Annotated in this window: 17 protein-coding genes; 6 read left to right on the forward strand and 11 right to left on the reverse strand. The window is 62.1% G+C overall.

The window, feature by feature from the left end; translation table 11 throughout:
- Window positions 1-23 precede the first annotated feature (23 nt).
- Window positions 24-437 (forward strand): hypothetical protein, encoded by a 414-nt coding sequence (locus HX807_RS05305; RefSeq protein ID WP_063033519.1) that lies wholly within the window; start codon window positions 24-26, stop codon window positions 435-437.
- Window positions 438-572: 135 nt separating this feature from the next.
- On the opposite strand, the gene gabP is transcribed toward HX807_RS05305, so the two are convergent.
- Window positions 573-1,964 (reverse strand): GABA permease, encoded by a 1,392-nt coding sequence (gene gabP / locus HX807_RS05310; RefSeq protein WP_003218057.1) that lies wholly within the window; start codon window positions 1,962-1,964, stop codon window positions 573-575.
- Between the two features lie 554 nt (window positions 1,965-2,518).
- Between gabP and HX807_RS05315 the strand changes: the two genes are divergently transcribed.
- The 5 genes from HX807_RS05315 (at window position 2,519) to HX807_RS05335 (ending at window position 6,750) form a co-directional block, all read left to right on the forward strand.
- Complete coding sequence (locus tag HX807_RS05315; RefSeq protein ID WP_003218059.1) at window positions 2,519-3,292, forward strand: ABC transporter ATP-binding protein; 774 nt, start codon at window positions 2,519-2,521, stop codon at window positions 3,290-3,292.
- Window positions 3,293-3,305: 13 nt separating this feature from the next.
- Window positions 3,306-4,058: an ABC transporter substrate-binding protein gene (locus HX807_RS05320; protein WP_003218061.1), complete on the forward strand. Its 753-nt coding sequence runs from the start codon at window positions 3,306-3,308 to the stop codon at window positions 4,056-4,058.
- A gap of 73 nt (window positions 4,059-4,131) precedes the next feature.
- The gene (locus tag HX807_RS05325) at window positions 4,132-4,827 is read left to right on the forward strand and encodes an ABC transporter permease (protein ID WP_003218063.1); all 696 of its coding nucleotides are present in this window, start codon (window positions 4,132-4,134) and stop codon (window positions 4,825-4,827) included.
- 38 nt (window positions 4,828-4,865) lie between these two features.
- Entirely contained in the window at window positions 4,866-5,555 is a 690-nt protein-coding gene (locus tag HX807_RS05330) for an ABC transporter permease (protein ID WP_032899447.1), read from the forward strand.
- Window positions 5,536-6,750, forward strand: coding sequence for a methyltransferase (locus HX807_RS05335; protein WP_177049449.1), 1,215 nt, complete (start codon window positions 5,536-5,538; stop codon window positions 6,748-6,750). The genes HX807_RS05330 and HX807_RS05335 overlap by 20 nt, the downstream gene beginning before the upstream one ends.
- Window positions 6,751-6,992: 242 nt before the next feature.
- Here HX807_RS05335 and bcsQ (HX807_RS05340) read toward each other — a convergent pair whose 3' ends face one another.
- From bcsQ (HX807_RS05340) to bcsQ (HX807_RS05385), 10 genes are all read right to left on the reverse strand, one after another.
- Window positions 6,993-7,934, reverse strand: a complete 942-nt coding sequence (gene bcsQ, locus HX807_RS05340; protein WP_177049450.1) for a cellulose biosynthesis protein BcsQ — start codon at window positions 7,932-7,934, stop codon at window positions 6,993-6,995.
- 173 nt (window positions 7,935-8,107) lie between these two features.
- Window positions 8,108-9,235, reverse strand: a complete 1,128-nt coding sequence (locus tag HX807_RS05345) for a cell division protein FtsQ (protein WP_177049452.1) — start codon at window positions 9,233-9,235, stop codon at window positions 8,108-8,110.
- Window positions 9,236-9,247: 12 nt separating this feature from the next.
- Window positions 9,248-10,663, reverse strand: coding sequence for an MBOAT family protein (locus HX807_RS05350; RefSeq protein ID WP_003218070.1), 1,416 nt, complete (start codon window positions 10,661-10,663; stop codon window positions 9,248-9,250).
- Between the two features lie 17 nt (window positions 10,664-10,680).
- Window positions 10,681-11,346, reverse strand: coding sequence for an alginate O-acetyltransferase AlgF (locus HX807_RS05355; protein WP_177049453.1), 666 nt, complete (start codon window positions 11,344-11,346; stop codon window positions 10,681-10,683).
- On the reverse strand, window positions 11,346-12,017 hold the full coding sequence (locus tag HX807_RS05360; protein WP_003218072.1) for an SGNH/GDSL hydrolase family protein: 672 nt from the start codon (window positions 12,015-12,017) through the stop codon (window positions 11,346-11,348). The genes HX807_RS05355 and HX807_RS05360 overlap by 1 nt, the downstream gene beginning before the upstream one ends.
- Before the next feature lie 17 nt (window positions 12,018-12,034).
- The gene (locus HX807_RS05365; RefSeq protein ID WP_134325576.1) at window positions 12,035-15,871 is read right to left on the reverse strand and encodes a cellulose biosynthesis protein BcsC; all 3,837 of its coding nucleotides are present in this window, start codon (window positions 15,869-15,871) and stop codon (window positions 12,035-12,037) included.
- Window positions 15,853-17,049: a cellulose synthase complex periplasmic endoglucanase BcsZ gene (gene bcsZ, locus HX807_RS05370; RefSeq protein ID WP_008435713.1), complete on the reverse strand. Its 1,197-nt coding sequence runs from the start codon at window positions 17,047-17,049 to the stop codon at window positions 15,853-15,855. The genes HX807_RS05365 and bcsZ overlap by 19 nt, the downstream gene beginning before the upstream one ends.
- The gene (gene bcsB, locus HX807_RS05375) at window positions 17,046-19,304 is read right to left on the reverse strand and encodes a cellulose biosynthesis cyclic di-GMP-binding regulatory protein BcsB (RefSeq protein ID WP_008435714.1); all 2,259 of its coding nucleotides are present in this window, start codon (window positions 19,302-19,304) and stop codon (window positions 17,046-17,048) included. Before bcsB ends, bcsZ begins: the two co-directional genes overlap by 4 nt.
- Complete coding sequence (gene bcsA, locus HX807_RS05380; RefSeq protein WP_003218076.1) at window positions 19,301-21,520, reverse strand: UDP-forming cellulose synthase catalytic subunit; 2,220 nt, start codon at window positions 21,518-21,520, stop codon at window positions 19,301-19,303. The genes bcsB and bcsA overlap by 4 nt, the downstream gene beginning before the upstream one ends.
- A complete protein-coding gene (gene bcsQ, locus HX807_RS05385; protein ID WP_177036553.1) occupies window positions 21,517-22,500 on the reverse strand; it encodes a cellulose biosynthesis protein BcsQ in 984 nt (327 codons plus the stop codon). Before bcsQ (HX807_RS05385) ends, bcsA begins: the two co-directional genes overlap by 4 nt.
- Window positions 22,501-22,832: the final 332 nt, after the last annotated feature.

The following is a 22,832-nucleotide window of genomic DNA, read 5'->3' on the forward strand; positions in this document are numbered from 1 at the left end:
CCTGACACCAAGGACGTGAGCCCATGGCTTCGCCGAACAAGCAGCAAAAACGCGCCCACCGGGCAAAAGCCAAGGCCAAGCAGAATCGCACCCAACGCGCCGTCGCCACCAAGCCGGATGCCTTTGCCGGCGATGACAGCCGCATTGATCTTGAATCGGTGGATTTGACCGAGCTGTTCCTGGAGATGCGCACCGCTGGCGAAACCAGCCAGCAGGCGCTGTGTGCCGTGTTCCTGGCGCACCCGCTGCTGGCAGTGGTGCTGGAGCAGGAAGGCGAAGAAGAAGCGACGGACTTTATCCTCGCGGCGCTGATCGAGTATCGCCAGTGGGCCACGGATACCGAGGATGAAGCGGCAGCGCTGGCGTGGATTGAATCGCCGGAATTCCAGGCCGATTACGTCGCGGCGTCACAGGCGCTGGTTAGCTCCGAAGACTGATACAAAACGAAATGTGGGAGCGGGCTTGCTCGCGAAGGCAGTGTGTCAGTCAGCTCAAATGTCGACTGATCCACCGCATTCGCGAGCAAGCCCGCTCCCACATTTGATCAACGGTATTGCGACGAAAGCACTCCGTCAGTTAAGCACCGCAGCCCCAACCTTCCGGCCCTTGCGCCGACGCGACACCATCAGCCCCGCCGCAACTACCAGCAAGCTCAGGATCCCGGTGGCAATGATCTCCACCTGATGCGCTTCCTGGAACAACATGATCGTCAGCACGCCCACGATGAACACGATCACCGCATACGTCAGGCCCGGGAACAGCCACATCTTGAAGGCAATCTTCTCGCCCGCTTCCGTGCGTTTCTGGCGCATGCGCAGTTGCGACACGGCGATCACCAGGTACACCAGCAGCGCGATGGCGCCGGAGCTGGCCAGCAGGAATTCAAACACCGCCGCCGGTGCCACGTAGTTGGCGAATACCGCCAGGAACGCCGCGCCGGTAGACAGCAACACCGCCCAGTAAGGCGTGCCGCTCTTGTTGGTGATCTTGGACACCGCCGGTGCATCACCGCGACGGCCCAGGGAGAACATCATGCGCGAAGCGGTGTACAGCGCCGAGTTCAGGCAACTGGTCACGGCCACCAGCACCACCAGGTCAACGATCAGCTTGGCATTCGGGATGCCCATGCGTTCCAGCACGGTCTGGTAGGAACCGACCGCTGCCAGCGCAGGATCATTCCACGGCACCAGGGCCACGACGATGAAGATCGACACCAGGTAGAACAAGCCGATCCGCCAGATCACCGAGTTGGTGGCCTTGGAAATCTGCTGGCCCGGGTTCTTCGATTCAGCGGCCGCGATGGTCACGATCTCGGTGCCCATGAACGAGAACATGGTGGTCAGGATCGCCGCCAATACCGCGCCCATGCCGTTGGGCAGGAAGCCCTGGGTGTCGAACAGGTGCGAAACGCCGCTGACCTGACTGCCCGGCAGGAAGCCGAAGATCGCCAGGATGCCGAGGATCACAAACCCGATGATCGCCACCACTTTGATCAGCGCAAACCAGAACTCGAACTCGCCGTAGTTCTTCACACTGAACAGGTTGGTCGCGGTCAGCAGCAAGGTAATGATCAGGGTGAAGGCCCAGATCGCCACGCCGGGGAACCAGGCGTGCAGGATGGTCGCGGCAGCGTTGGCTTCCAGCGGAATCACCAGCACCCAGAACCACCAGTACAACCAGCCGATGGTGAAACCGGCCCAGTGCCCGATCGCACGGTCGGCATAAGTAGAGAACGAACCCGTGTCCGGCGATGCCACGGCCATCTCGGCCAGCATGCGCATCACCAACACCACCAGCGTACCGGCGGCGGCATAAGCCAGCAGCACGGCCGGGCCCGCCGCAGCAATCGCGTGGCCGGAGCCCACAAACAACCCGGCACCGATAACGCCGGCAATCGACAGCATGGTGACGTGACGCGGTTTGAGCCCCTGTTCGAGGTCATTGGAGCTTTGCGTACTACTCATTGACACACCTTTGCGAGGAATTGCGAATACGGTCCACCCGGTCTGGCGTCTTTCTCGTGAAAAGAAACCAACGGGGCGTTCTTTATTTTTTACGCAAGATTTGCGCCAAAATGTTACAGAGCCACGATTGACGCGGGCTGTAGGGAAACTCAATAGCTCTCGTAAGTCACTGACACTAATGGCATTCCGCTATAGCGTTACTGTGCGACTCACTTGAAAGACGAATCAGTGCACCAAAAACACACACAATTTGTGCGTGACGCCCCATAAAAGGGCTGATAAGGACCGTTCGCCGGTTTAACCCTTCCAACACCCGGCCAAAGCTGGCACCATCGCGCCCTTTTTTACGCGAAACCTGTAGGAATACTGGTTCAAACGGCTGTTCGGTTGTTGATGGCGCGACACACTGCTGTGCCGATGCGACACCCTGCCGCAGACCGTCTGTTTACCGCCTGCAGGGCTGTTGGCTGTCATCCGGACGCTATGCTAGCTTGGCGCCTCGCCAGGAAGGCGGGCCAACAGCAGGAGCGCAATGAACACAATGAGGACCGCACATGGCTGAGGCCACGCCCGCGCTTGAAATCCGCAACTTGCATAAACGCTATGGTGAGCTGGAGGTGCTTAAAGGTATCTCGCTGACCGCCCGCGACGGCGATGTGATCTCGATCCTGGGTTCCTCCGGTTCCGGCAAGTCCACGTTCCTGCGCTGCATCAACCTGCTGGAAAACCCGCACCAGGGACAAATCCTGGTGGCTGGTGAAGAGCTCAAGCTCAAGGCTGCGAAAAACGGCGAACTGGTGGCCGCCGACGGCAAACAGATCAACCGCCTGCGCAGCGAAATCGGTTTTGTGTTTCAAAACTTTAACCTGTGGCCGCACATGAGCGTCCTCGACAACATCATCGAGGCCCCGCGCCGAGTGCTCGGCCAGAGCAAGGCCGAAGCCACTGAAATCGCCGAAGCCTTGCTGGCCAAGGTCGGCATCAGTGACAAGCGTCATGCCTACCCCGCGCAACTGTCCGGCGGCCAGCAACAACGCGCCGCGATCGCACGCACCCTGGCCATGCAGCCCAAAGTCATCCTGTTCGACGAGCCCACATCGGCCCTTGACCCGGAAATGGTTCAGGAAGTACTTAATGTGATCCGCGCCCTGGCCGAAGAAGGCCGCACCATGCTGCTGGTCACCCATGAAATGGGCTTTGCCCGCCAGGTGTCCAGTGAAGTGGTGTTCCTGCACCAGGGCCTGGTCGAAGAGCAAGGATCGCCACAGCAGGTATTTGAAAACCCGCTTTCGGCGCGCTGCAAACAATTCATGTCCAGCAACCGCTAACGGAGCAACATGCATGCAGAACTATAAAAAATTCCTCTTGGCCGCCGCTGTTTCGATGGCGTTCAGCGCCACGGCGATGGCTGAAACCTTGAAAATGGGGATCGAAGCGGCCTACCCGCCGTTCAACAATAAAGATGCCAGCGGCAACGTCGTCGGCTTCGACAAGGACATCGGCGACGCCCTGTGCGCCAAGATGAAAGTCGAGAAGTGCGAAGTGTATGTCTCCGACTGGGACGGCATCATCCCGGCCCTGAATGCCAAGAAGTTCGACTTCCTGGTCTCCTCGCTGTCCATCACCGATGAACGCAAGCAGGCCGTCGACTTCACCGACCCGTACTACTCCAACAAGCTGCAGTTCATCGCGCCCAAAGCCAACAAAGACTTCAAGACCGACGCGGACTACCTGAAGGGCAAGATCATCGGTGCACAGCGCGCAACGCTGGCCGGTACCTACCTGGAAGACAAGCTGCCGGACACCACCGCCAAGCTCTACGACACCCAGGAAAACGCCTACCTCGACCTGACTTCCGGCCGCCTGGACGGGATGCTCGCCGACAAGTACGTGCAGTACGAGTGGCTGAAAAGCAAAGACGGCTCCGCCTACGAATTCAAGGGCGACCCGGTGGTCGAGAGCGACAAGATCGGTATCGCCGTACGCAAAGGCGACCCGCTGCGCGAGCGCTTGAACAAAGCCCTGGCTGAAATCAAGGCCGACGGCACCTACAAGAAGATCAACGACAAGTACTTCCCTTTCAGTATCGAGTGATCCTGAATGGCCTGCCCGGCGTGCTCGCTTGAGTGCGCCGGTCCTGAGCTTTGCCTTGCGAAACGACTAAACCATGAATTTCGACCTCTACGGATTCGGCCCGGCGCTCGCCGCCGGCGCGCTGATGACCGTCAAGCTGGCGCTCACCGCCCTGTGCCTCGGGCTGGTGCTCGGGCTGGCCGGCGCCCTGGCCAAGACTTCCCCGTACAAGCCGCTGCAATGGCTTGGCGGCAGCTACTCCACCCTGGTTCGCGGCATCCCGGAACTGCTGTGGGTCCTGCTGATCTACTTCGGCACGGTCAACCTGATGCGCTCCCTTGGGGAGTTTTTCGGCAACCCCGACCTTTCCCTCAGCGCTTTCGCCGCCGGGGTGATCGCCCTGGGCCTGTGCTTTGGCGCCTACGCCACGGAAGTCTTCCGCGGCGCGATCCTGGCCATTCCCAAGGGCCACCGTGAAGCCGGTGTCGCACTGGGCTTGTCGAAGGTCCGGATCTTCACCCGCTTGATCATGCCGCAGATGTGGCGCATCGCGCTGCCGGGCCTGGGCAACCTGTTCATGATTCTGATGAAGGACACCGCGCTGGTCTCGGTGATCGGCCTGGAAGAAATCATGCGCCACGCGCAGATCGGCGTGACCGTCACCAAGCAGCCCTTCACCTTCTTTATGGTCGCGGCCTTCATGTACCTGGGCCTCACCGTCCTGGCGATGACCGGCATGCACTTCCTGGAAAAACGTGCCGCGCGCGGCTTTGCGAGGAGCACGCAATGAGTGGCGACTACAGCTGGCTGTCGCATTTCGACCTGGGCCTGAACTGGGCCGTGATCATCAAATGGCTGCCGAAACTGGCCCAAGGTGCAACCCTGACCCTGGAGCTGGTGGCCATCGCCGTGATCGCCGGCCTGCTGCTGGCAATCCCGCTGGGCATCGCCCGCTCGTCACGCCTGTGGTACGTGCGCACCCTGCCCTACTGCTACATTTTCTTCTTCCGCGGCACGCCGCTGCTGGTGCAGCTGTTCCTGGTGTACTACGGCCTGGCACAGTTCGACGCCGTGCGTGAAAGCTTCATGTGGCCGTACCTGCGGGACCCGTTCTGGTGCGCCACCGCCACCATGACGCTGCACACCGCCGCCTATATCGCCGAGATCCTGCGTGGCGCGATCCAGGCCATCCCGCCGGGTGAAATCGAAGCCGCGCGGGCGCTGGGCATGTCCAGGCCCAAGGCGCTGTTCTATATCATCCTGCCGCGTGCCGCGCGCATCGGCCTGCCGGCCTACAGCAACGAAGTGATCCTGATGCTAAAGGCCAGCGCCCTGGCCAGTACCGTGACCCTGCTGGAACTGACCGGCATGGCCCGCACGATCATTGCCCGCACCTACCTGCCGGTGGAGATCTTCTTCGCTGCGGGGTTGTTCTACCTGCTGATGTCCTACGTCCTGGTGCGCTTCTTCAAGCTGCTGGAGCGCTGGTTGCGGGTCGATGCCTGCCAGGGCCGCTGACGCCTTGCTGACGGGTGAGCAACTGCTCGCCCGCTTCCAGGCGCTGGATGCGTTCCTCACCGAACATCAAGGGCTGTGGCGACCACGGCCCTTTACCCATCTGCAATTGCCGTGGGAAACCCAGCATCCCGAACTGGCCCATTGGCTGCGCCAGCGCTCGCTGGCCGAAGCGGAAACCAGCCATAACCAGCCTCACCATCTGCCGGCGCCTGCGCCTTTCCCTGAGCTGGCCATGCAGTCGCTGAATCTCAGTGCTGTGGATAACTTACCGTCCCGCCCGCTACCGGCCGCCCGTCATCGCCTGAACGTCGATGTACCCGGCCGCAAATGGCAGCAGATCGAAGCCTTCGGCGCCGCGCTGCAATTTCGCCAAACCCCCGAACACTGGCTCGACTGGTGTGCCGGCAAGGGCCACCTCGGCCGCCGCCTGTTGCAACCCGGGCAGCAACTGACCTGCCTGGAATACGACCCGGCCCTCATCGCCTCAGGGCAAGCCCTCAGCGAACACCATCAATTGCCCGTCACCCATCGCCTGCAAGACGTGATGGCCGACGTACAGATCAGCCGCGACCAAACCCCGGTGGCACTGCACGCCTGCGGCGACCTGCATGTGCGCCTGCTCCGACTGGCCAGCGCCGCCGGCTGCCAGCAGTTGGCCGTGGCGCCCTGCTGCTACAACCGCATCCGCGCCGAGCAGTACCAGCCGCTGTCGATTGCCGCCCAGGCGTCGTCACTGCATTTATCGGTGGAAGACCTCGGCCTGCCGCTGAGCGAAACCGTTACCGCCGGCGCTCGGGTGCGCCAGCAGCGCGATACGTCGATGGCCAGGCGCCTGGGTTTTGATGTTCTGCAGCGGCAACTGCGCGGGAGCGATGCTTACCTGCCCACTCCGTCCCTGCCCGCGAGTTGGCTGGCCAAGCCGTTCGCCGACTACTGCCGCGAACTGGCGGCCCTCAAGGGATTATCCACAGGGGAACAGGATTGGTCGGCACTGGAGGCCCAAGGCTGGCAGCGCTTGGCACAGGTGCGAAACCTGGAATTAGTGCGTGGTCTGTTTCGGCGCCCGCTGGAAATGTGGCTGGTACTGGACCGGGCATTGTTTCTCGAAGAAAACGGTTACAGGGTTCAAGTCGGCAGCTTCTGCGAAACACCGCTCACCCCGCGCAACCTGATGCTGCTCGCCGAGCGCAATTAAAGGGCATTTTGTCGCAGCGTGCCCTGTGGATAACTCTGTTGATGGAATTCTGGCAGAGGCCCTGCCGGCAAGCTTCGCGGCGCAAAATGCTGACTGGTCATTTTTTGTTCACAAAATAAAACGCACGCAAAACAGGCAGTTGCAGCGTGATGAGAACCGCTCCGCAAAATTGCGGTTTGATGACAGGTCGAACCAACCGATTGTGCATAAGCACCTGAGGTTAGCGGCATAACCCGGGCTTTTCAGCGGGCAACCAGCAGGCGACAAAGCGCATTGATATCGTCACAGGCCATGCTTGCGGCTTGGTTATCCAGCGGATCGCTGCCAAAAGCCAGGGCCTCGCTGATCGCCGGATCCCGATGCACCATCTCCAACAGGCTGTCACCCAGGCGCTTCCTGAACACCTCGACCATGTCCAGGCTAAAGCCCGAGGTCTCGTCGAGTTGGTTGATCACGAAATGGCAACGCAGCGCCGGCCGATTATCAAGGTGTGGCGCCAGCAACTGCTCCATCTGCTCCAGGGTGCCAAGGGAAGCCGCATCCGCCTGGGCGATGACCAGCACCACATCGGCCACGTTCAGTGCCTGATGCAGGTAGACGTTATTACCCGCCGGGGTGTCGATGATCACCGTGTCCTGCTCACCCAAGCCCAGGGCCGACAAATGTTGCGCCAGCCAATGCGGCTCCTGTTTCAGCCAGCGCTGGAGGTCTTCCTGCTGACGGATATCGGTTTCGCCAAACGTGATCACCTGGCAACCGGCAAAGCCTGAATGAAGGATCTGGCTCCAGCGCTCGTTATGCAGGCTGGTGCGCCCGATGCCGGGCAAGGTGTGGCCCAGGCCGAAGTGGTGATAGAGCGCGTTTTGCGGGTCCAGGTCCAGCGCCACCACTGGCTGCCCCAGGCGCTGCAAACCGCTGCTCAGCGCGGTGGCCAGGGTGCTGCGGCCGACGCCGCCATTGACCGAAACCAGCGCTACCACCTTCGCCCGGATGGTCGCGGCTTCGCGGGACTGCTCGTTGGCACAAGGGGAATGTCGGGAGAACGACGCGCCACTGCCCATATTGAGGCTGGCACTGTCGTCGACCGGCATGTCTTCGAAGAACTGCAGCATCGAATCCATCCCTTGAACATCACTGGCAGTCGTCTTATCGAACAACGAAAAAAGATCATCGGTACGGCTCATCGCCAACACTCCCTCACGACGCATCTTAAAGACGTGAAAGGTCAGCTGTACTGATGCTTACCGCAGGTCTTTTTGTGGGCGCCTTTGTGTACGCATTCTGTGACAAAGGAATGAAGGTGTCATTATTTTGGTGTTTCTGAAGAAATCTTTAAGACGAGCGGTAAATGGTCAATTTACTGACTAATCTTTATCGGGTCGTAAGGTGTTTGCAAATCCCGCTCCGGGATCTCCCAGATCAGCAGCTTGGGCGGCGTCTGCTTGAACGCCGGGCTGTCGAAATAAGCCTTGGCGGCGCCTGAAAATTCGCCGCCGTCCTTGCTGAAGTTACCCACCGGAGCGTTCAGGGCTTTTTGCAGGAAACCCACGAAATTCGAATTGCGCGAAAACGAGGTACCGATCAGCGCCACGTTCGGCAGGCCGGCGTCACCAAACAAATCGTCAGGGTTACTCGACGCCGCCGGGCCGTTCTCATGCGCGGTGCTGGCCGCAACCTGCTCGCCCACCGGCTGTAACTTCGGCGGCAACCAGTCGAGACCGGCCAGGCGCACCAGGTCACCCGGTCGCGGTGCGAGCGGTGCCTGGGTAATGTCGAAGGCTTGCTCCGGCTTGGCCTGGATACCGCGCTGCTGGATGCGCAGGGCCACGGCGCGGGCGCCGGCATTCGAGCCGATTTCGCTCCAGTGCGTGTCGGTACGCAGATAGGCGTCCGGGCCGAGGGGTTTCAGGGTGTCGGTCAAATCCAGCACTTCAACGCCCGCCGCTTGCAACAGCGTGCTCCATTGCTGAATCCGACCATCCAGCACGGCCGGACGATACAAGCCGCAACGCTGGGCAGCGGCGATGCGGGTTTTATCCGGCACCACCATCACTTGCAGATCAATACCGCGCTGGCCTAGCTGCTTTTTCAGGTCGATCACCGCGTCGGCCTTGGTGCGCGCATTGTCTTCGGCGTGGCGGTTGAGCTTCAGTTCATCGCTGATAAACAGCCAGCCCGGGCAGCCCTGGCGCACCCGCGGCCCGGTGTCGCCGAACGCCAGCCAACTGGCGCCGCGCTCCAGGTTTGCCGCTTCGATGGCCATCGGTGCCTTGGACAATTCCTTGGCAAACCGATGGGTCACTTCACCGTGCAGCAGCATGTCGCTGTCGACCTTGGGCGGCAGGAAACTCACCGGCCCCTTGACCATCAGCCAGACGCAAGACAACAGCCCCGCCGCCAGGAAAGGCACCAACACCCAGCCCGCCAGGGGGCTGGTGCGGACGGCCAATTCACTCGGTGGGGTCGGCGCGGTAGGGGCGGGCATCGTCAGGCTTCCTTAGAACTGAAAGTACAGAAACGGCACGGCATCGCGGCTGGCAATCAGCGCGAACGACAACACAAACCCCGCCACCGGCCACAGGGATGCGGCCACCACAAACCAGGGCTGCGTACCAAAACGCTGCTCGCAGCGGGTCTGCCAGATCGGCGCGATGATGCACACCAAACCGAGCAACGCGGCCATGCCATGGGCCGGGCGCATGGCCACGGCCAACGCATCACCCAAGGCCATGCCATGCATGCCGAATTGGCCGGCGTACATGGTCAGTGCCGAATGGAAGTCCGGTGCGCGGAACAGCGTCCAGGCCAGGCACACAAACAGCAGCGTCAAGATGTGCGACAGCACCGGCGGAATGCTCGGCAGGCTCGAGCGCGACCACGCCCGGTCAATGCACAACGCGATACCGTGGGCCGAACCCCACAACAGGTAGTTCCAACTGTCGCCGCCATGCCACAACCCGGCAATCGCCATGGTCAGGAACAGGTTGCGGTAGGTACGCCATACGCCATCGCGGTTACCGCCGAGGGCGATGTACAGGTAGTCCCGCAGCCAGCTGGACAGCGACAAATGCCAGCGCCGCCAGAAGTCCTGGATGCTGCTGGCGAGGTATGGCCGGTTGAAGTTTTCCGGGAAGTGGAAGCCCAGCATCAAGCCCAGGCCGATGGCCATGGCACTGTAGCCGGCGAAGTCGAAAAACAGTTGCAACGAGTACGCCAGGCAGCCGATCCAGGCATCCACCAGGCTCGGATTTTCCAGGTGGAAGGCGATGTCCACCAACGGCGACAAGGTGTCGGCCACCAGCACTTTCATGCCCATGCCGATCATGAAACGCCGGGCGCCAAGGCTGAAATTCGGCCAGTTGAAATAACGCTGGTTCAGCTCGCGCCGCACCCAGTCATAACGAATGATCGGGCCCGCAATCGAGTGGCCGAACATCGAGATATAGGTCGCGTAATTAATGAAGCTGCGCTCCACCGGCACGGTGTGCCGATGCACATCCACCAGGTACGAAATCGCCTGCAGCACAATGAACGACAACCCGGCCGGCAACGCCACGCGCTGCCAATCCAGCGGCATCGCGCCGTACCAGGTGATCACCTCACTCACGGTGCCCGCGACGATGTTGGCGTACTTGTACCAACACAGCACCGCGGTGTTGAACACGATCAACGCGATCAACAGCCGCACCCGGCCCTTGCCGTCTTCACGGGAACGGTCCACCAGCAAACCGCCGACCCACGCCACCACGGTCAACACCATGTGCAGGAACAGGAACAGCGGGCTCAACCAGCCGTAGAACAGCCAGCTGCCGATCAACAGGATGACGTTGCGCCAGCCCGGACGGGCCAGCGCATAAATCAACAGGAAGGCCGGCAGGAACAGCGTGAGGAATTCCAGTGAGGCAAAGACCATGGTGGTGTCGGGCCCGATCAGTTAGCGAGCGTGTCGGAGGTAAACAGCAACCTCGAACCGGCGGCCGATGGCAGTGCGAGCACGCTGTAGCGTTCGCCGGCCTTGAGGGTGAAGGTCAGCGGCTGGCCCACCGGCGCGTTGGCGCACTTGAGCTGCACCGACAGTTCCACCGGGTTGATCATGCGGCGCGAAATCGAGCCTTCGGCGACCTTCTTGAACAGTTCGGCTTTTTGCGCCACGGCTTCCAGGCTCGCGTCGACGCAGGCGGCGTCGGCGTTGATAAAGGCCAGCGAGGCCTTCAGTGCGTTGAAGTCATCCGGCTGTTCGTGGATCACCAGTTGGCGCGTGCCGCCCTTGGCGTCCGGCACGGCCACTACGGTGGCGAACTCGCCCGGCGCGACGGTCACGGCCAGCTCGGAATCCTTGCCGCCCTGGCTCAACACACCCTTGATCGGGGTCTTGCCGCCCGACACCGGCAGGTAGTCAGACACCAGTTTGTCGCCACCCAACACCAGGCTGGCCTTGGAACCCTGGGGCAGCAATTTCAGCTCGCCGTCGGTGCCGTTGGCCAGGCGCAGGAAGGCCGAATCCTTCTCCGGGCCGGTGGGGTAAAGCGGGATGTCGGCGCTGTAGGCGCTGACGCTGGCGAGCAAGGTCGCCAGGCCCAGGGTAATCCGTTTCATTATTGCGCTCCTTTGCCCACGGCGGCCGGTGGCAACTTCGCCAGGGAGTCGCCGATCGCCTTGGCCCACTTCTGGTAGCCGTCGATGGTGAAGTGCTGGCCATCGGTGGTGATCCACTGGCCCGGCTTGGAGAAGGTCAGCGAGTCAACGTAGGTGCACGGCGCCACGTTGGTGGCGAGGAACTGCGACATCACCTTGGTGCGCGCATCATCCTTCTTGTACTGCGAACCGACCTTGCCCCACGCCGGCCCGACCCACACGCACTTGGTGCCGGTTTCGGTGATGGCCTTGGTCAGGGAAGTCACGCTTTTCCAGGCCCAGACTTTCGGGAACTGCGGCTCCGGGTACGAGGCCATGGTGTCGGCGATGATGATCACCACCAGGTCCGGCTTGTCCTTGGCGATCAGGTCTTTGATCGGGGTGGTGCTCATGGCGTTCTTGCCGAAAATCTCGGCCTTGCCAACCGGCAGGCGCTCGGCACCGCACTCGACTTTCTTCGGCACGATCCAGTCGGCTGCACCGGCGCCGCACGCGCCGATGGAGTGAACCTTGGCGCCCTGGGCGGTGAGGTTGTCCTGCAGCGGGTTGAGCAGTGAATCAGGAAAGCTCATGTGACTTTCGCCCAATACCAGCAGGGTCAGGCCGGCAATAGCAGAAGCGGAAACAGGCATGGATGACTCCTATCAAATCAATTCGAATAAGGGGAACGGTACGGACTGACCGGCAAGGGCATAGGCCCGCTCAGGTCTTCAAACAAGTAGCGCAGGTAGGCGTTACCGACGTACTGGCGATAGTCCTGGGCGTTGTCGAGACCGACTTCGCCACCCAGGTAAAAGCGCGAGCTGAGGCGGTATTCGGCGGCGGCGTTGAAGCTGTAGCCGATGCCGGTCTTGCTGCTGGAGTCGTATGCTTGATTACCCAGCTCTTTGTGGCCTGGAAAATAAGCGACGCCATCTTGCTCGATATGCTGCACACCCACCGAGCTTTTTATCTGGTAGCTGAAACGGTCAAAACTCTGGGCCCAACGCACCGGAACACCTAGAGAGAAGAAGCGTTGCGGACTGAAGTACCCGCCTTGGCGGTAGGTGTAGAAACCCTGGTTCTCACTGAAGCCCATAGCCGAGCCACTGATACCTAACGTCAGGGTGTCGGACGGGTTGTTGCGCAGGTACCAGTAGATGCCGCTCCCCAATTCCAGACGGGTGTTGTCATCGACATGATTGCCCAGCAATTCGTGCAACGAACCATAGCCGTACACACCAAGTTTCTGGTTGTCATAGCTCAACTCGCCACGGCCACCATTGGCGGTGACGCCGCCCCACTTATTCCCATCGCCGTCTTTAGAACCCGCAAAGGACGTCACGCTATCGGTGACCGGACGCCGGGATACGTTGACGCCATAACGGAAGTTCGAATTGGCTTCAAACGGTCGGGCCACACTGACGCCACCGACCACGGTACTGTAAGTAAAGCCCAGCGGACTAACGCCGACGTCAGCCTTGAGCCCCTTGTCCGGATCTTCCACCGCCACAGCGAGACCTACACCGGTGTCGCTCTGCGAGCCGGCCGGTTTCGGGGTGCCCTTGCCAAAACGTGACAAGGCATCGTCGCTTACGCTACCAGCGCTCAAGTGCACCGGCGTCACGCGCAGCGCAACGTTCAGATCCCCCACCGGCATCCGCGCTTCAAACGGCGCCTCGACGTCAGTGATTTTGCTCAAGCCGCTTTCGCCATTGTTGCTGCGAACGCTCAAGCCCTGCACCAGGTAACCGGTGCGATCCCGCAGGATCGTATCCAGCGCACGACGTGCCGGGCTGAGGTTGGCGGTGTCGAGTGCAGCAATGCTCGACGGTGGCTCGAACGGCTCGTTCCAGTTGTTCGACGCTGGACGCGCGGAGGCTGCCAGGGCATTGTCCGGCACGACATTGGTCGGTGCATCAATCGGCGGCGGCACGGCGCCCGCAACGGTCAGGTCGGTGACCTGGCGACGCTGGCCCGGCAAGCCGACGAAGGGGTTGTAAGGCACGCCCTGGGAGCCGGCCTGAGCCAATTGCGTCTGGCTCTTCTGGCTGTTCTCAATCGCCAACGCCTTGCGCAGCAGTGCAGCGGCTTCGTTGTTCTTGCCCAGCCCCTGATAGATGCGCGCAGCCGAGGTGAGGATCTCGGGGTTACCCGGCTCCAGGGACAGCGCCTTTTCACTGGCGCTTTCCGCCAGGCCACGATCACGGCCTTGCAGCGCGATATCCGCCAGGCCCAGTTGCAGGCGAGCGTTGTTCGGGTTCTGCTGAATCAGCGGCGCATAAAGCTCCATGGCCTTTTTGCTATTGCCGCTGGCCGCGTACATCCGCGCCAGGGCACCTACCGCCATAGCGTCGTTGGGACGCTGGGCAAGGGCCGGCGACAGCATGTCGTAGGCCGCGACCAGGTCGTTTTTCTCACGCAGGGCATCAGCCTGTTTGACCCGGTACAGGTAGATCAAATCGTCGTAACGCTGGCGACCGGTTTCACTCAGCGGCTTGCCCTGCACTTCACGCAGGATGTCGCCCGCCTCGGTGTAGTGGTTGGCCTTGAGCAGCACATTGGCGTACAGCAGTTTCTGGTCGACGGTCGGGTTCGGATTGTTATCCAGAACCTTCTGCATGATATCCAGGCCCTGCTGCGTCGCGCCGACTTCCACATAAGCGGCCGCCAGCACCGCCAGGCGCTCAGGCTTCTGCCGGGTCATGGCTTCACTGCGGCCCAGCAGCGCGAGGGCTTCCGGGCGTTGGCCACGGCGGGCGGTCTCGATGGCGATGTCGGTCTGCTTGTGCAGCGCGATATCGATACCCAGCTCGTTCATGTCAGCGGTACGTTGCCCCGCAGGGATACGCGCGAGGGTCTCTTCAGCCTTTTTCCACTCACCCAGCTCCGCCGACAGCAGCGTGCTGGTGTACAGCGCGTCCGGCTGGTTCGGCTGCTTGGCCAGCAAGCCGTCGATCAAGGCACGGGCGTTGCGAATCTGGCCGTCGCGCAGGTAAATGCGCGCCAGGGCGAAGCGTGTCCACGGGTTTTCCGGGTCGGCATCAAGGGCTTGTTTGTAGGCGGCTTGCGCGGCTTTCAAATCGCCCCGCTGCTCGGCCAGCTTGCCGACCTGGGTAGCGCGCAACGCGGTGATTTTCACACTCGGCGCGAACTTCGCGCGCTCGGCGGGCGACACCGAGTCGATCAGCTTCAAGGCTTCTTCCGGCTGCCCGGATTGGGACAGCACGTTGATCAAGCCGCTCAGCGCGTCCGGGTCGCCAGGATGACGGGCGAGCACTTTGCGGTAGCCGGCTTCGGCGGTGTCGAACTGATTGTCCTGGGCCTGGAAACCCGCCAGTGCCACGGCAGCGCCGGGCTGGCCAGGGTTCAAGCGTTCGGCCTGGGCCACCAGGTCGCGGGCCTGGCTGCCGCGCCCGCCACGCTGGGCGTCACGGGCCTGGTTGAGCAGGTTCCAGTAGCGCACATCATTGAGCGCCGACTGCCATGCCGCGCCACCCGGCAAACGGGTGGCCTGAACCAGGTAGCTTTCAGCCTCGCTGAAGCGCTGCTGCTGTTGACGCAGCACGCCCATGCCGCCGAGGGCATCGACGTCATTGGATTTTTCATTGAGGCGCGCCGCCAATAGCGGCTCGGCGGTTTTCAGGTCGCCGTCATCCAGCGCCTTGAACGCCTTGGTCATCTGCGGATCACGCTGCCAACCGGCGCCGGTCTTGCCTTGGGCAATGCCCTTGTTCATCAGCGCACGGATTTCGCTGTCGTCCGGATGCGCCGCCAGAAACTGCTGGAACAACGGCACCTGGTCGCTCTTCGGCGGGCCGAGCCAGATCAGCGCAAAGCGCCAGGTTTCATCGGCGTTGCCGCCCACGTCGTTGTTCGGGGCCAGCTTGGCCAGGGCGCGGATGCCGTCGGCGCGGGTGGCCGGGTTACGCGCCAGATGCTTGGCCAGGAACAGCGCCACAATCGGGTCGTTCGGCCGCTCGCGAGACAAACGCTGCAAGCCGGCGATGGCCTCGTTCGTGCCCTTGGGCGTGAAGCCCAGGGTGTTGTAATACTCGCGGGCAAGCAGGCCCTGGGGCTGGCGCCCCTGGAAGATCTGGCGATACAGCGCCACCGCTTGTTCGCGCTCTTCTTCAGGCTCGCCGAGTTCACGGGCCTGTTCCAGCAACTTGGCGTTGGCCGGGATGTTGACGGTGATGTCCTGCTCCAGCAGCAAGGCCTGGCGCGGTACCGGGCTCAACGCCTGCAGGCGGGCCAGGTACTTTTGCGCTTCGGCCGGACGCTGTTGTTGCACCTGGATCAAGCCGATGCCGTACAGCGCATCCGGCTGTTCGGGGCTCAGGCGCAGCAGTTTCTGCCAGGTCTCGAGGGCGCGTTCCGGGTTCTTTTTCGACTGCCAGTAATAGCCCTGCTCGATCAGCAGGCTTTGCGGGTCAGTGGTTTCGGCAAAGCTGGCGCTGGAAGCCAGGGCCGCCAGAATCGCAATGGCTAGCGTGTGACGGCGCATGCAGACTCCCAGGATAATTTCACCGTGCCGTCTTGTTCGAAACGGTACTTTTGATCAGCGAAGCCCTGGCCGAACAGGCTGAGCATGTAGTCGTAGTAAATCGGCTGGGCGCTGTCCGGGGCCGAAGGCGCGAGCGCCTTGGCGAGGGCGTCGTCGACTTTCTGCTTTTGCAATTGCGCCAGGGCGGTTTCGCCCCGGGCCTGGAAGAAGGCCATGGTGGAGGCCGAGAAACCCGTCGGCGTGTAGCCGTTGTTTTTCTCGACTTCACCGGTCAGCACGTGGACTTTCTCCGGCGGCAAACCGCTGACCGACGCAGCAGTGGCACGGGAAATCCCGCCCAAGGCCTTGAGCATCGGCGCGGCCAGCGGGTCGCTCTTGGCGGTCATGCCGGCCCAGAGGTAAGTGCGGATCGCGTCGTAGCTGCCCAGGTCATCGGAAAACGGGTCGACGATAAACAGCCCGGTGTTCGCGCTGGTGGCGCGATAACCGACCCAGTTGGCCGCCAGGCCATGGGGATTGCTCGGCAGGTCGGCGAGCATCTTCGCGTTGCTCTCGGCCACTTCGTTCCAGCCGGCGTTCGGGCGCTCTTTTGCAAAACGGCGCAGTTGCGGCAGTACTTGATAGCTGGGGTTGAAGCGCCACAGGCCACCCGCGTGTGCATAGCCTACCGGCCCCGGCAACAGCATCTTGCCCAGGCCCGGTACGCGCACGATCAGGTTGCGTTCAACGTTGGCCAACACCAGTTGCGCGTCGCTGCGGTACTGCGGTGCGTTCCACACACGCGCGGCTTCGAGCAACGCATAGGCCATCCACAAATCGGCGTCGCTGGCGGAGTTGCTGTCGATCGCGCCCCACTTGCCATCGTCACGCTTGCCCCACAGCCAGGCCGGCAGGTTCTGGCCGATGTCGGCGCCCGCCATGTTGGACTTGGTCCAGGTCCAGAGCTTGTCGAAGGTCGCCCGGTCGTTGCCCACCAGGGCAAAGAACATCGCGTACGACTGCCCTTCCGAGCTGCTTTCCGTCGGTTTCATTGACGAGTTCAACACCCGGCCATCGTCCTGGATAAAGCGCTTGGCATAGTTCTGCCACAGCGGCCAATCGCAGGTCTGTGCCTGGGCGGCACCGGCAAGCAATGTGCTGCCAATCACCGCCAGGATCGCGCTACGCAAAGGGCTCATGCCAACCGCCGTTTTGCACGGGCACGCAGTGCCAGGTAGATCAGGCAGGTCAGCACCAGCAGCCCCAGGAAGGTAATCGCCAGCATCCAGCCCAGGTTCTGGGACAGCTGCCATTGCATGAATTTGAAGTAGTTCAGGTCGCCGACGTAGTACTGCTGGTCCGCGACCAACGAGCTGATCTGCGTGCCCTGCACCACCGCCAGGCTGCCCTGGATCGAGTCTTTGTAGTCGTCACCGCCAATCAGCGCCGAGGTCGCTTCAAGCAGGCCCTGAGGCTGGTTGCTGGCGATCAGCACCACGCTGCGCCCGGCCTTGAGCGGCGATTGGAAGCCGGCGAACCAGGTGCTGTTGCTCAGGCCGCTGAAGGTGATGCCGGCATTGGCCGTATGCTGGTTGGCCGCGGCGTCCGGGCTGATCCAGCTGCGCACATAACGTGGCAGGTCAGACAACAGGAAGTGGTGCTGCAGGCCGTCACTGGTGGCCGGCAGGTATTGCTGCCATTGCTGCAGCAGCGGCTGGTTGCCGCCGGTGGCGAGCACCAGCAGGTCTTTGTCGGCAACGCTTTGCACGTCTTTGGCCTGCACCACTTTGACGGCGGTGGCCGGGTAGCCGGTGGACTCGCCGAAGCGGCCCATCACAGTCAGGTAAGCGCTCAATTCATCGGTGCCGACGTTGTCCGGCATCACCACCGCCGACTCCGAAAGGTCAGCCAGGCGGGTGAACGGGAAGCCGGAATCGTTAAACACGCCGAGGTTCGGCATGGCGATAAAGTGCTGGTAGCTGCTCAGGTCCAGGCTCGAGTCCGGGTCAATCGCACCGCGCATGTTGTCGACGATGATGTCCCGGCATTCGCCTTCTTTGATGTAGTCGTACATGAAGCGCAGTTGCAGCTTGGACTTGGGCGAAGCCGAGCTGATCGGCAACAGGGTCGTCACTTCACGGGGCAGGGTTTCGTCTTTCTTCAGCTGGTCCAGCAGGCTCTGCCCGCCGCCCAGGTTGCTCACCGACGGCAACGCGACAGACTTCATGAACTGGTCATTCAGGCCGATCAGCAAGGAGGAGTTGGTGGACACCTGCTGCGGCGTGTAGCGGTATTTGACGTTGAGCGGCACGCCCTCTTCACGCCAGTTGAACAGGTCGGGCGGCAGGCGCAGGTCGACGCTGATCGGGCCCGGGTTGTAGCCGGAGACGTTGAGTTTTTTCAGTTCTACCAGCTCGCCAAGGCGTACCGGACGGTTGCTGGGCAGCCAGTTCGGCGCGTCGTAAGGGCTGCGCGGGGCCAGGGTGTCGAGCCTGGTGATGACCACGCTGTTGCCGGTCAACACCGGGTTGCCCAGCACCACGGCGGTGGCGGCACGCTTGAGTTCGGCGCCATCACGGCCGGAGACGATCAGCAGCTTGCCGTTCGGGTCGTTGGGGTTGGTGATCAGGGTCAGGGTGGGCCCTTTAGGCTCAGGGACCGCCACACCGTGTACGTCCACGGCCTGGGTACTTTGCACCAGCACGATGGCGTTGCCCTTGGCCGGAATCTCGCCAAGGGTGGTCGGGAACGTCGCACCCCGGTAGCTGGCCAAGCCGCCTACCCACGACGACAGCGCACCGGCAGCTTCCAGCGCGGCATTGTCTGGCGCGCTGGCAAACACGAATGGCAGGCTGACCTGGCGCGCATCACGCTTGTCGAAGAACGGCAGCGGCAACACCGACAGGTCGTCTTTCAAGACGATCGGCTGCACCTGCACTTTCAGCTCACTGCTGTTGCTGATCTTGGCCCACAGGCTGCTGTGCAGCGGGTCTTCACAGGACATGGTGTAGTGGCCGATGAACTGCAGGCTCAAGCGGTTGAATTCGGTGATCAGGTGCGCCGGAATCTGCACCAGTTTTTCCTGCTGGATGCCTGCGCCCTCTTTGGGCAGCGGCAGGCTGGCGGCGACTTCGTCGTTGACCAGCACGTTGATCTGCGACAGGTCCGCCAGCAGCGCCGGCGAGTAGCTGTACTTGAGCAACAGTTGCGCGCCCTTCACCACTTCATCGGCACGGATGTCGAAGTTGACGCTGTCGGACGCTTCCACGCCTTGCAGGTTCATGGTGTCGCGACGGCCCAGTTGCTTGAGGGTCAGGCTGTAGCCGTCGTCAGTGCTCTGCACCGCAACAGCGGGTGCAGCGGCCTGTGCCTGCGAGCCCAGGCCCAGCAGCGAAGCGATCATCAGCGCGAGCACGCCGCGCGACTGCGGGCGGGCAAATAGTGTGGAAGTCATGGCTTGTCCATCAGCGTATCGAGCGGTTGTGAGGGAGTGCGGCGCAGGGCCAGACGCAATTCATGCAGCGTGGCGCGACCCAGGGTAAACAGGCCGCCGATGCCGATGGCACCGACTTCACGCAGGGCTGACAACGGTGTATCGGGCTGGCCGGCGCCCCAACTCGCGGCCCAGGTGTCGGCGCGGGAAAACGTCAGGCGTACCAGTTCGCTTTGTTGGCGCAGGGACAGTGCATCGAATTGCGCGCCAATCTGCGCGCCCTTGCTGAACACCACCCGCGCCTGGAACAGGCTGTCTTGTCCGTTGCGCGACAGCACCAACTGCAACTGTTCGCCCCGGGCAATCTGGTGCCCGTCGGCGAGGATCAGGCCGAAGCCGTTCTGCGAGAAATCCTGGGTCGTGCCTTTGAGCACACGACCGTCGGCGCAGATCACACTGACCGGCAATTTCGCGCTGACCCGCGGCTCGGAGCGCACTTGCCGCGCTTCGGAAGCCACCGCCACTGCAGCGCTGGTGATAATCAGGTTGTAGAGGGTCCAGGTCAGGTTGATCGCCACGGTGACCGCGGTGGACTCGTCGCCCCAGATCAACTGATAAAGACCGAAGCACAGCCCGACCAGGTTCACCGCCAGCAGTACCAGGTACGGCCGGGCGAGTTTCCAGTCGAAGAACTGCTTGTCGATGATCCCGCCCTTGTCGGTGACGTTGAAGCCGCCCGCCTTGGGGTTGACCAATGCAACCAATACCGGCGGCAGGATGTACCAGGCCAGTACGGTCTCGTAGACCTCGTTCCAGAACGAGTGGCGGAAGCGCCCCTGGATCCGCGAGTTGGTCAGGCTCGAATGCACGAGGTGGGGCAACACATAGGCGACAATCATCAGCGCCGAGGCGTGGAAAATCTGCGCGCCGAAAATCAGGTAGGCCAGCGGCGCGGTGAGGAACACCAGCCGCGGCAAGCCATAGAAGAAGTGCAGCATGGCGTTGGCGTAGCAGATGCGCTGGCCCCACTTCAGGCCTTTGCCCAGCAGCGGATTGTCGGTGCGGAAAATCTGCGCCATGCCCCGCGCCCAACGGATGCGCTGGTTGATGTGGCGTGACAGGCTTTCGGTGGCCAGGCCCGCGGCTTGCGGGATCGCCAGGTAAGCGGTGTTGTAGCCCAGGCGGTTGAGCTTGAGCGCGGTGTGGGCGTCTTCGGTGACGGTCTCGACGGCCACGCCGCCGATTTCCAGCAAGGGCTTGCGGCGGATCACCGCACACGAGCCGCAGAAGAACGTCGCGTTCCACAGGTCGTTGCCGTCCTGCACCAGGCCGTAGAACAACTCGCCCTCATTGGGCACGGCGCGGAAGGTGTCGAGGTTCTTTTCAAACGGGTCGGGTGAAAAGAAGAAGTGCGGCGTTTGCAGCATCGCCAGCTTGGGGTCCTTGAGGAACCAGCCGAGGCTGACTTGCAGGAAGGAACGGGTCGGCACGTGGTCGGCGTCGAACAGCGCGATGTACTCGCCGTCGGTGACCTTCAACGCTTCATTGAGGTTGCCGGCCTTGGCGTGGAAATTGTTGTCGCGGCGGATGTAGTTCACGCCGATCTTGCGGCAGAAATCGCGGAAGTCGTCGCGACGGCCATCGTCGAGCACGTGGACGCGCAACTTGTCCTTGGGCCAGTCCATCGCCTGGGCGGCGAAGATGGTCAGTTTGACGATGCTCAACGCCTCGTTGTAGGTCGGGATGAACACGTCGACCGTGGGCCACTCCGACGGTTCGGTCTTGAGCCACACCGGCTCGCGGCGCAGCGGCCAGGCGGTTTGCACGTAGCCGAAGATCAGCACCACCAGCGCGTACAGCTCGGCGAGCACCAGGCCGTAGCCGAACAGCATGTCGAGCCAGGTTTCAAAACCCAGGGTGGAAGTCAGCCGCCAGTACATGTAGCGCAGCGACGCCACCAGCGACAACACCACCAGCGCGAGGATCGCCATGCGCCCGGGAATCTTGCGCAGCAGCAGCACCGCAAGGAAGCACACGGCGGCAAACAGGCATTGGCTATAGAGGTCCAGCGGGGCGCTGACAATGCTCACCAACAGCAAGGTGCCGACCACACAACTGATCACCACCAGCACTTTGCGCAGCGTATCGGGCCAGCGATTGAAGCGCGAAATCGCGGCGTCCAGCCGCTGCTCGGCGCGCCCCGGAGTGTGGGGCGTAGAGGACGTAGTGTCGGTCATGGAAGGTCCGAATCGATGCGTTCGAGCAGCGTGCGGCACAGGGCGTGAATGTCCTGGCAGCCGAGACTGTTGACGGTAGGGTCGAGGGGATCGCGGCCGCAGGCCTGGGCTTCACTGAACACCGGGTCACGGTGGACCGTGCCGAGCAGTGCATCGCCGAGGCGAGCCTTGAACACTTCGGCCATGTCCAGGCTGAAGCGGTGGGCGCCGTCGAGTTGGTTGATCACGTAGTAACGCAGTGGCGGTTTTTCGCGCTCAAGGTACGGCGCCAGCACACTGTCCATCTGGGCCAGGGTGCTGAATGAGGAAACATCCGCCTGCACCGCCACCAACACCACGTCTGCCAGGGCCATGGCCTGGTGCAGGTACACCGTGTTGCCGGCGGGCACGTCGATCACCACCGTGTCCTGGCCATTCAACTGCAAACCGGCCAGGTGCCGGGGCAGCCATTGGGCGTCTTCGCCGAGCCAGCGATTGAGGTTTTTTTGCTGGTCGTTGTTGGTCTCACCGAAGGCCACCAGACGGCAACCGGCAAAGCCGCGCTCAGCCAGGCCTTCCCAGGACTCATTGCTCAAGCTCGTCGCGCCGATGCCGGGCAAATTCAGGCCCAGGCACAAGTGATGACGCAGGGCGTTTTGCGGGTCCAGGTCCAGCGCCACGGCCGGGTGGCCTTGACGCTGCAAGCCGCTGGCAATGGCCGCGGTCAGCGTGCTGCGACCGACACCGCCCTTGAGCGAGACCACCACGATCACCTTGGGTGACGATTGATCCGAGTACACCTCACCGGTCGGCCCTTCGACCACTTCGGGAGGTTGCAGGTGATCGGCTTCGCCCTGGGTCAGCTCTTCGAGCAAGCGCAGCAATGGCGCCGACGGCGGCTCATCCAGCGCGACGGTGCAAGCGGTTTGGGCCGGGATGGGCACGGCGTCGAAAGGCTCGACCACCACGTCATCCTCAAGATAATCGTGGACGGCGTACATCTCCCGGTAGCCATTTGGATTGGCGCCCAGCTTATTGAATAGTTTTGAAATATCGTCTGCGCGACTCACCCACGGCCCTCCCCGGTTATTACGCTTTAAAGGCGTTAAAAAGGTCAGCCCGTTGAGCTGACCTTGGTTTTTCTAGTTATGTGTTGGCTGGCGGCATTCTGTGATATCAGATTGATGGTGTCAGTATTTTGATGCTTTTGGATGAATTCTTTCCGACGAGCGGCTGAGTGCCGTATTTTTGACTTATTTGACGAGTTTTTATCATTTTCTTTCAGATCAGAAGCTTGCGGCGGCTTCTAACAATTTTTCTGGCCGCCTGGTCA

Source organism: Pseudomonas sp. D8002, assembly GCF_013385695.1.
Classification (GTDB): domain Bacteria; phylum Pseudomonadota; class Gammaproteobacteria; order Pseudomonadales; family Pseudomonadaceae; genus Aquipseudomonas.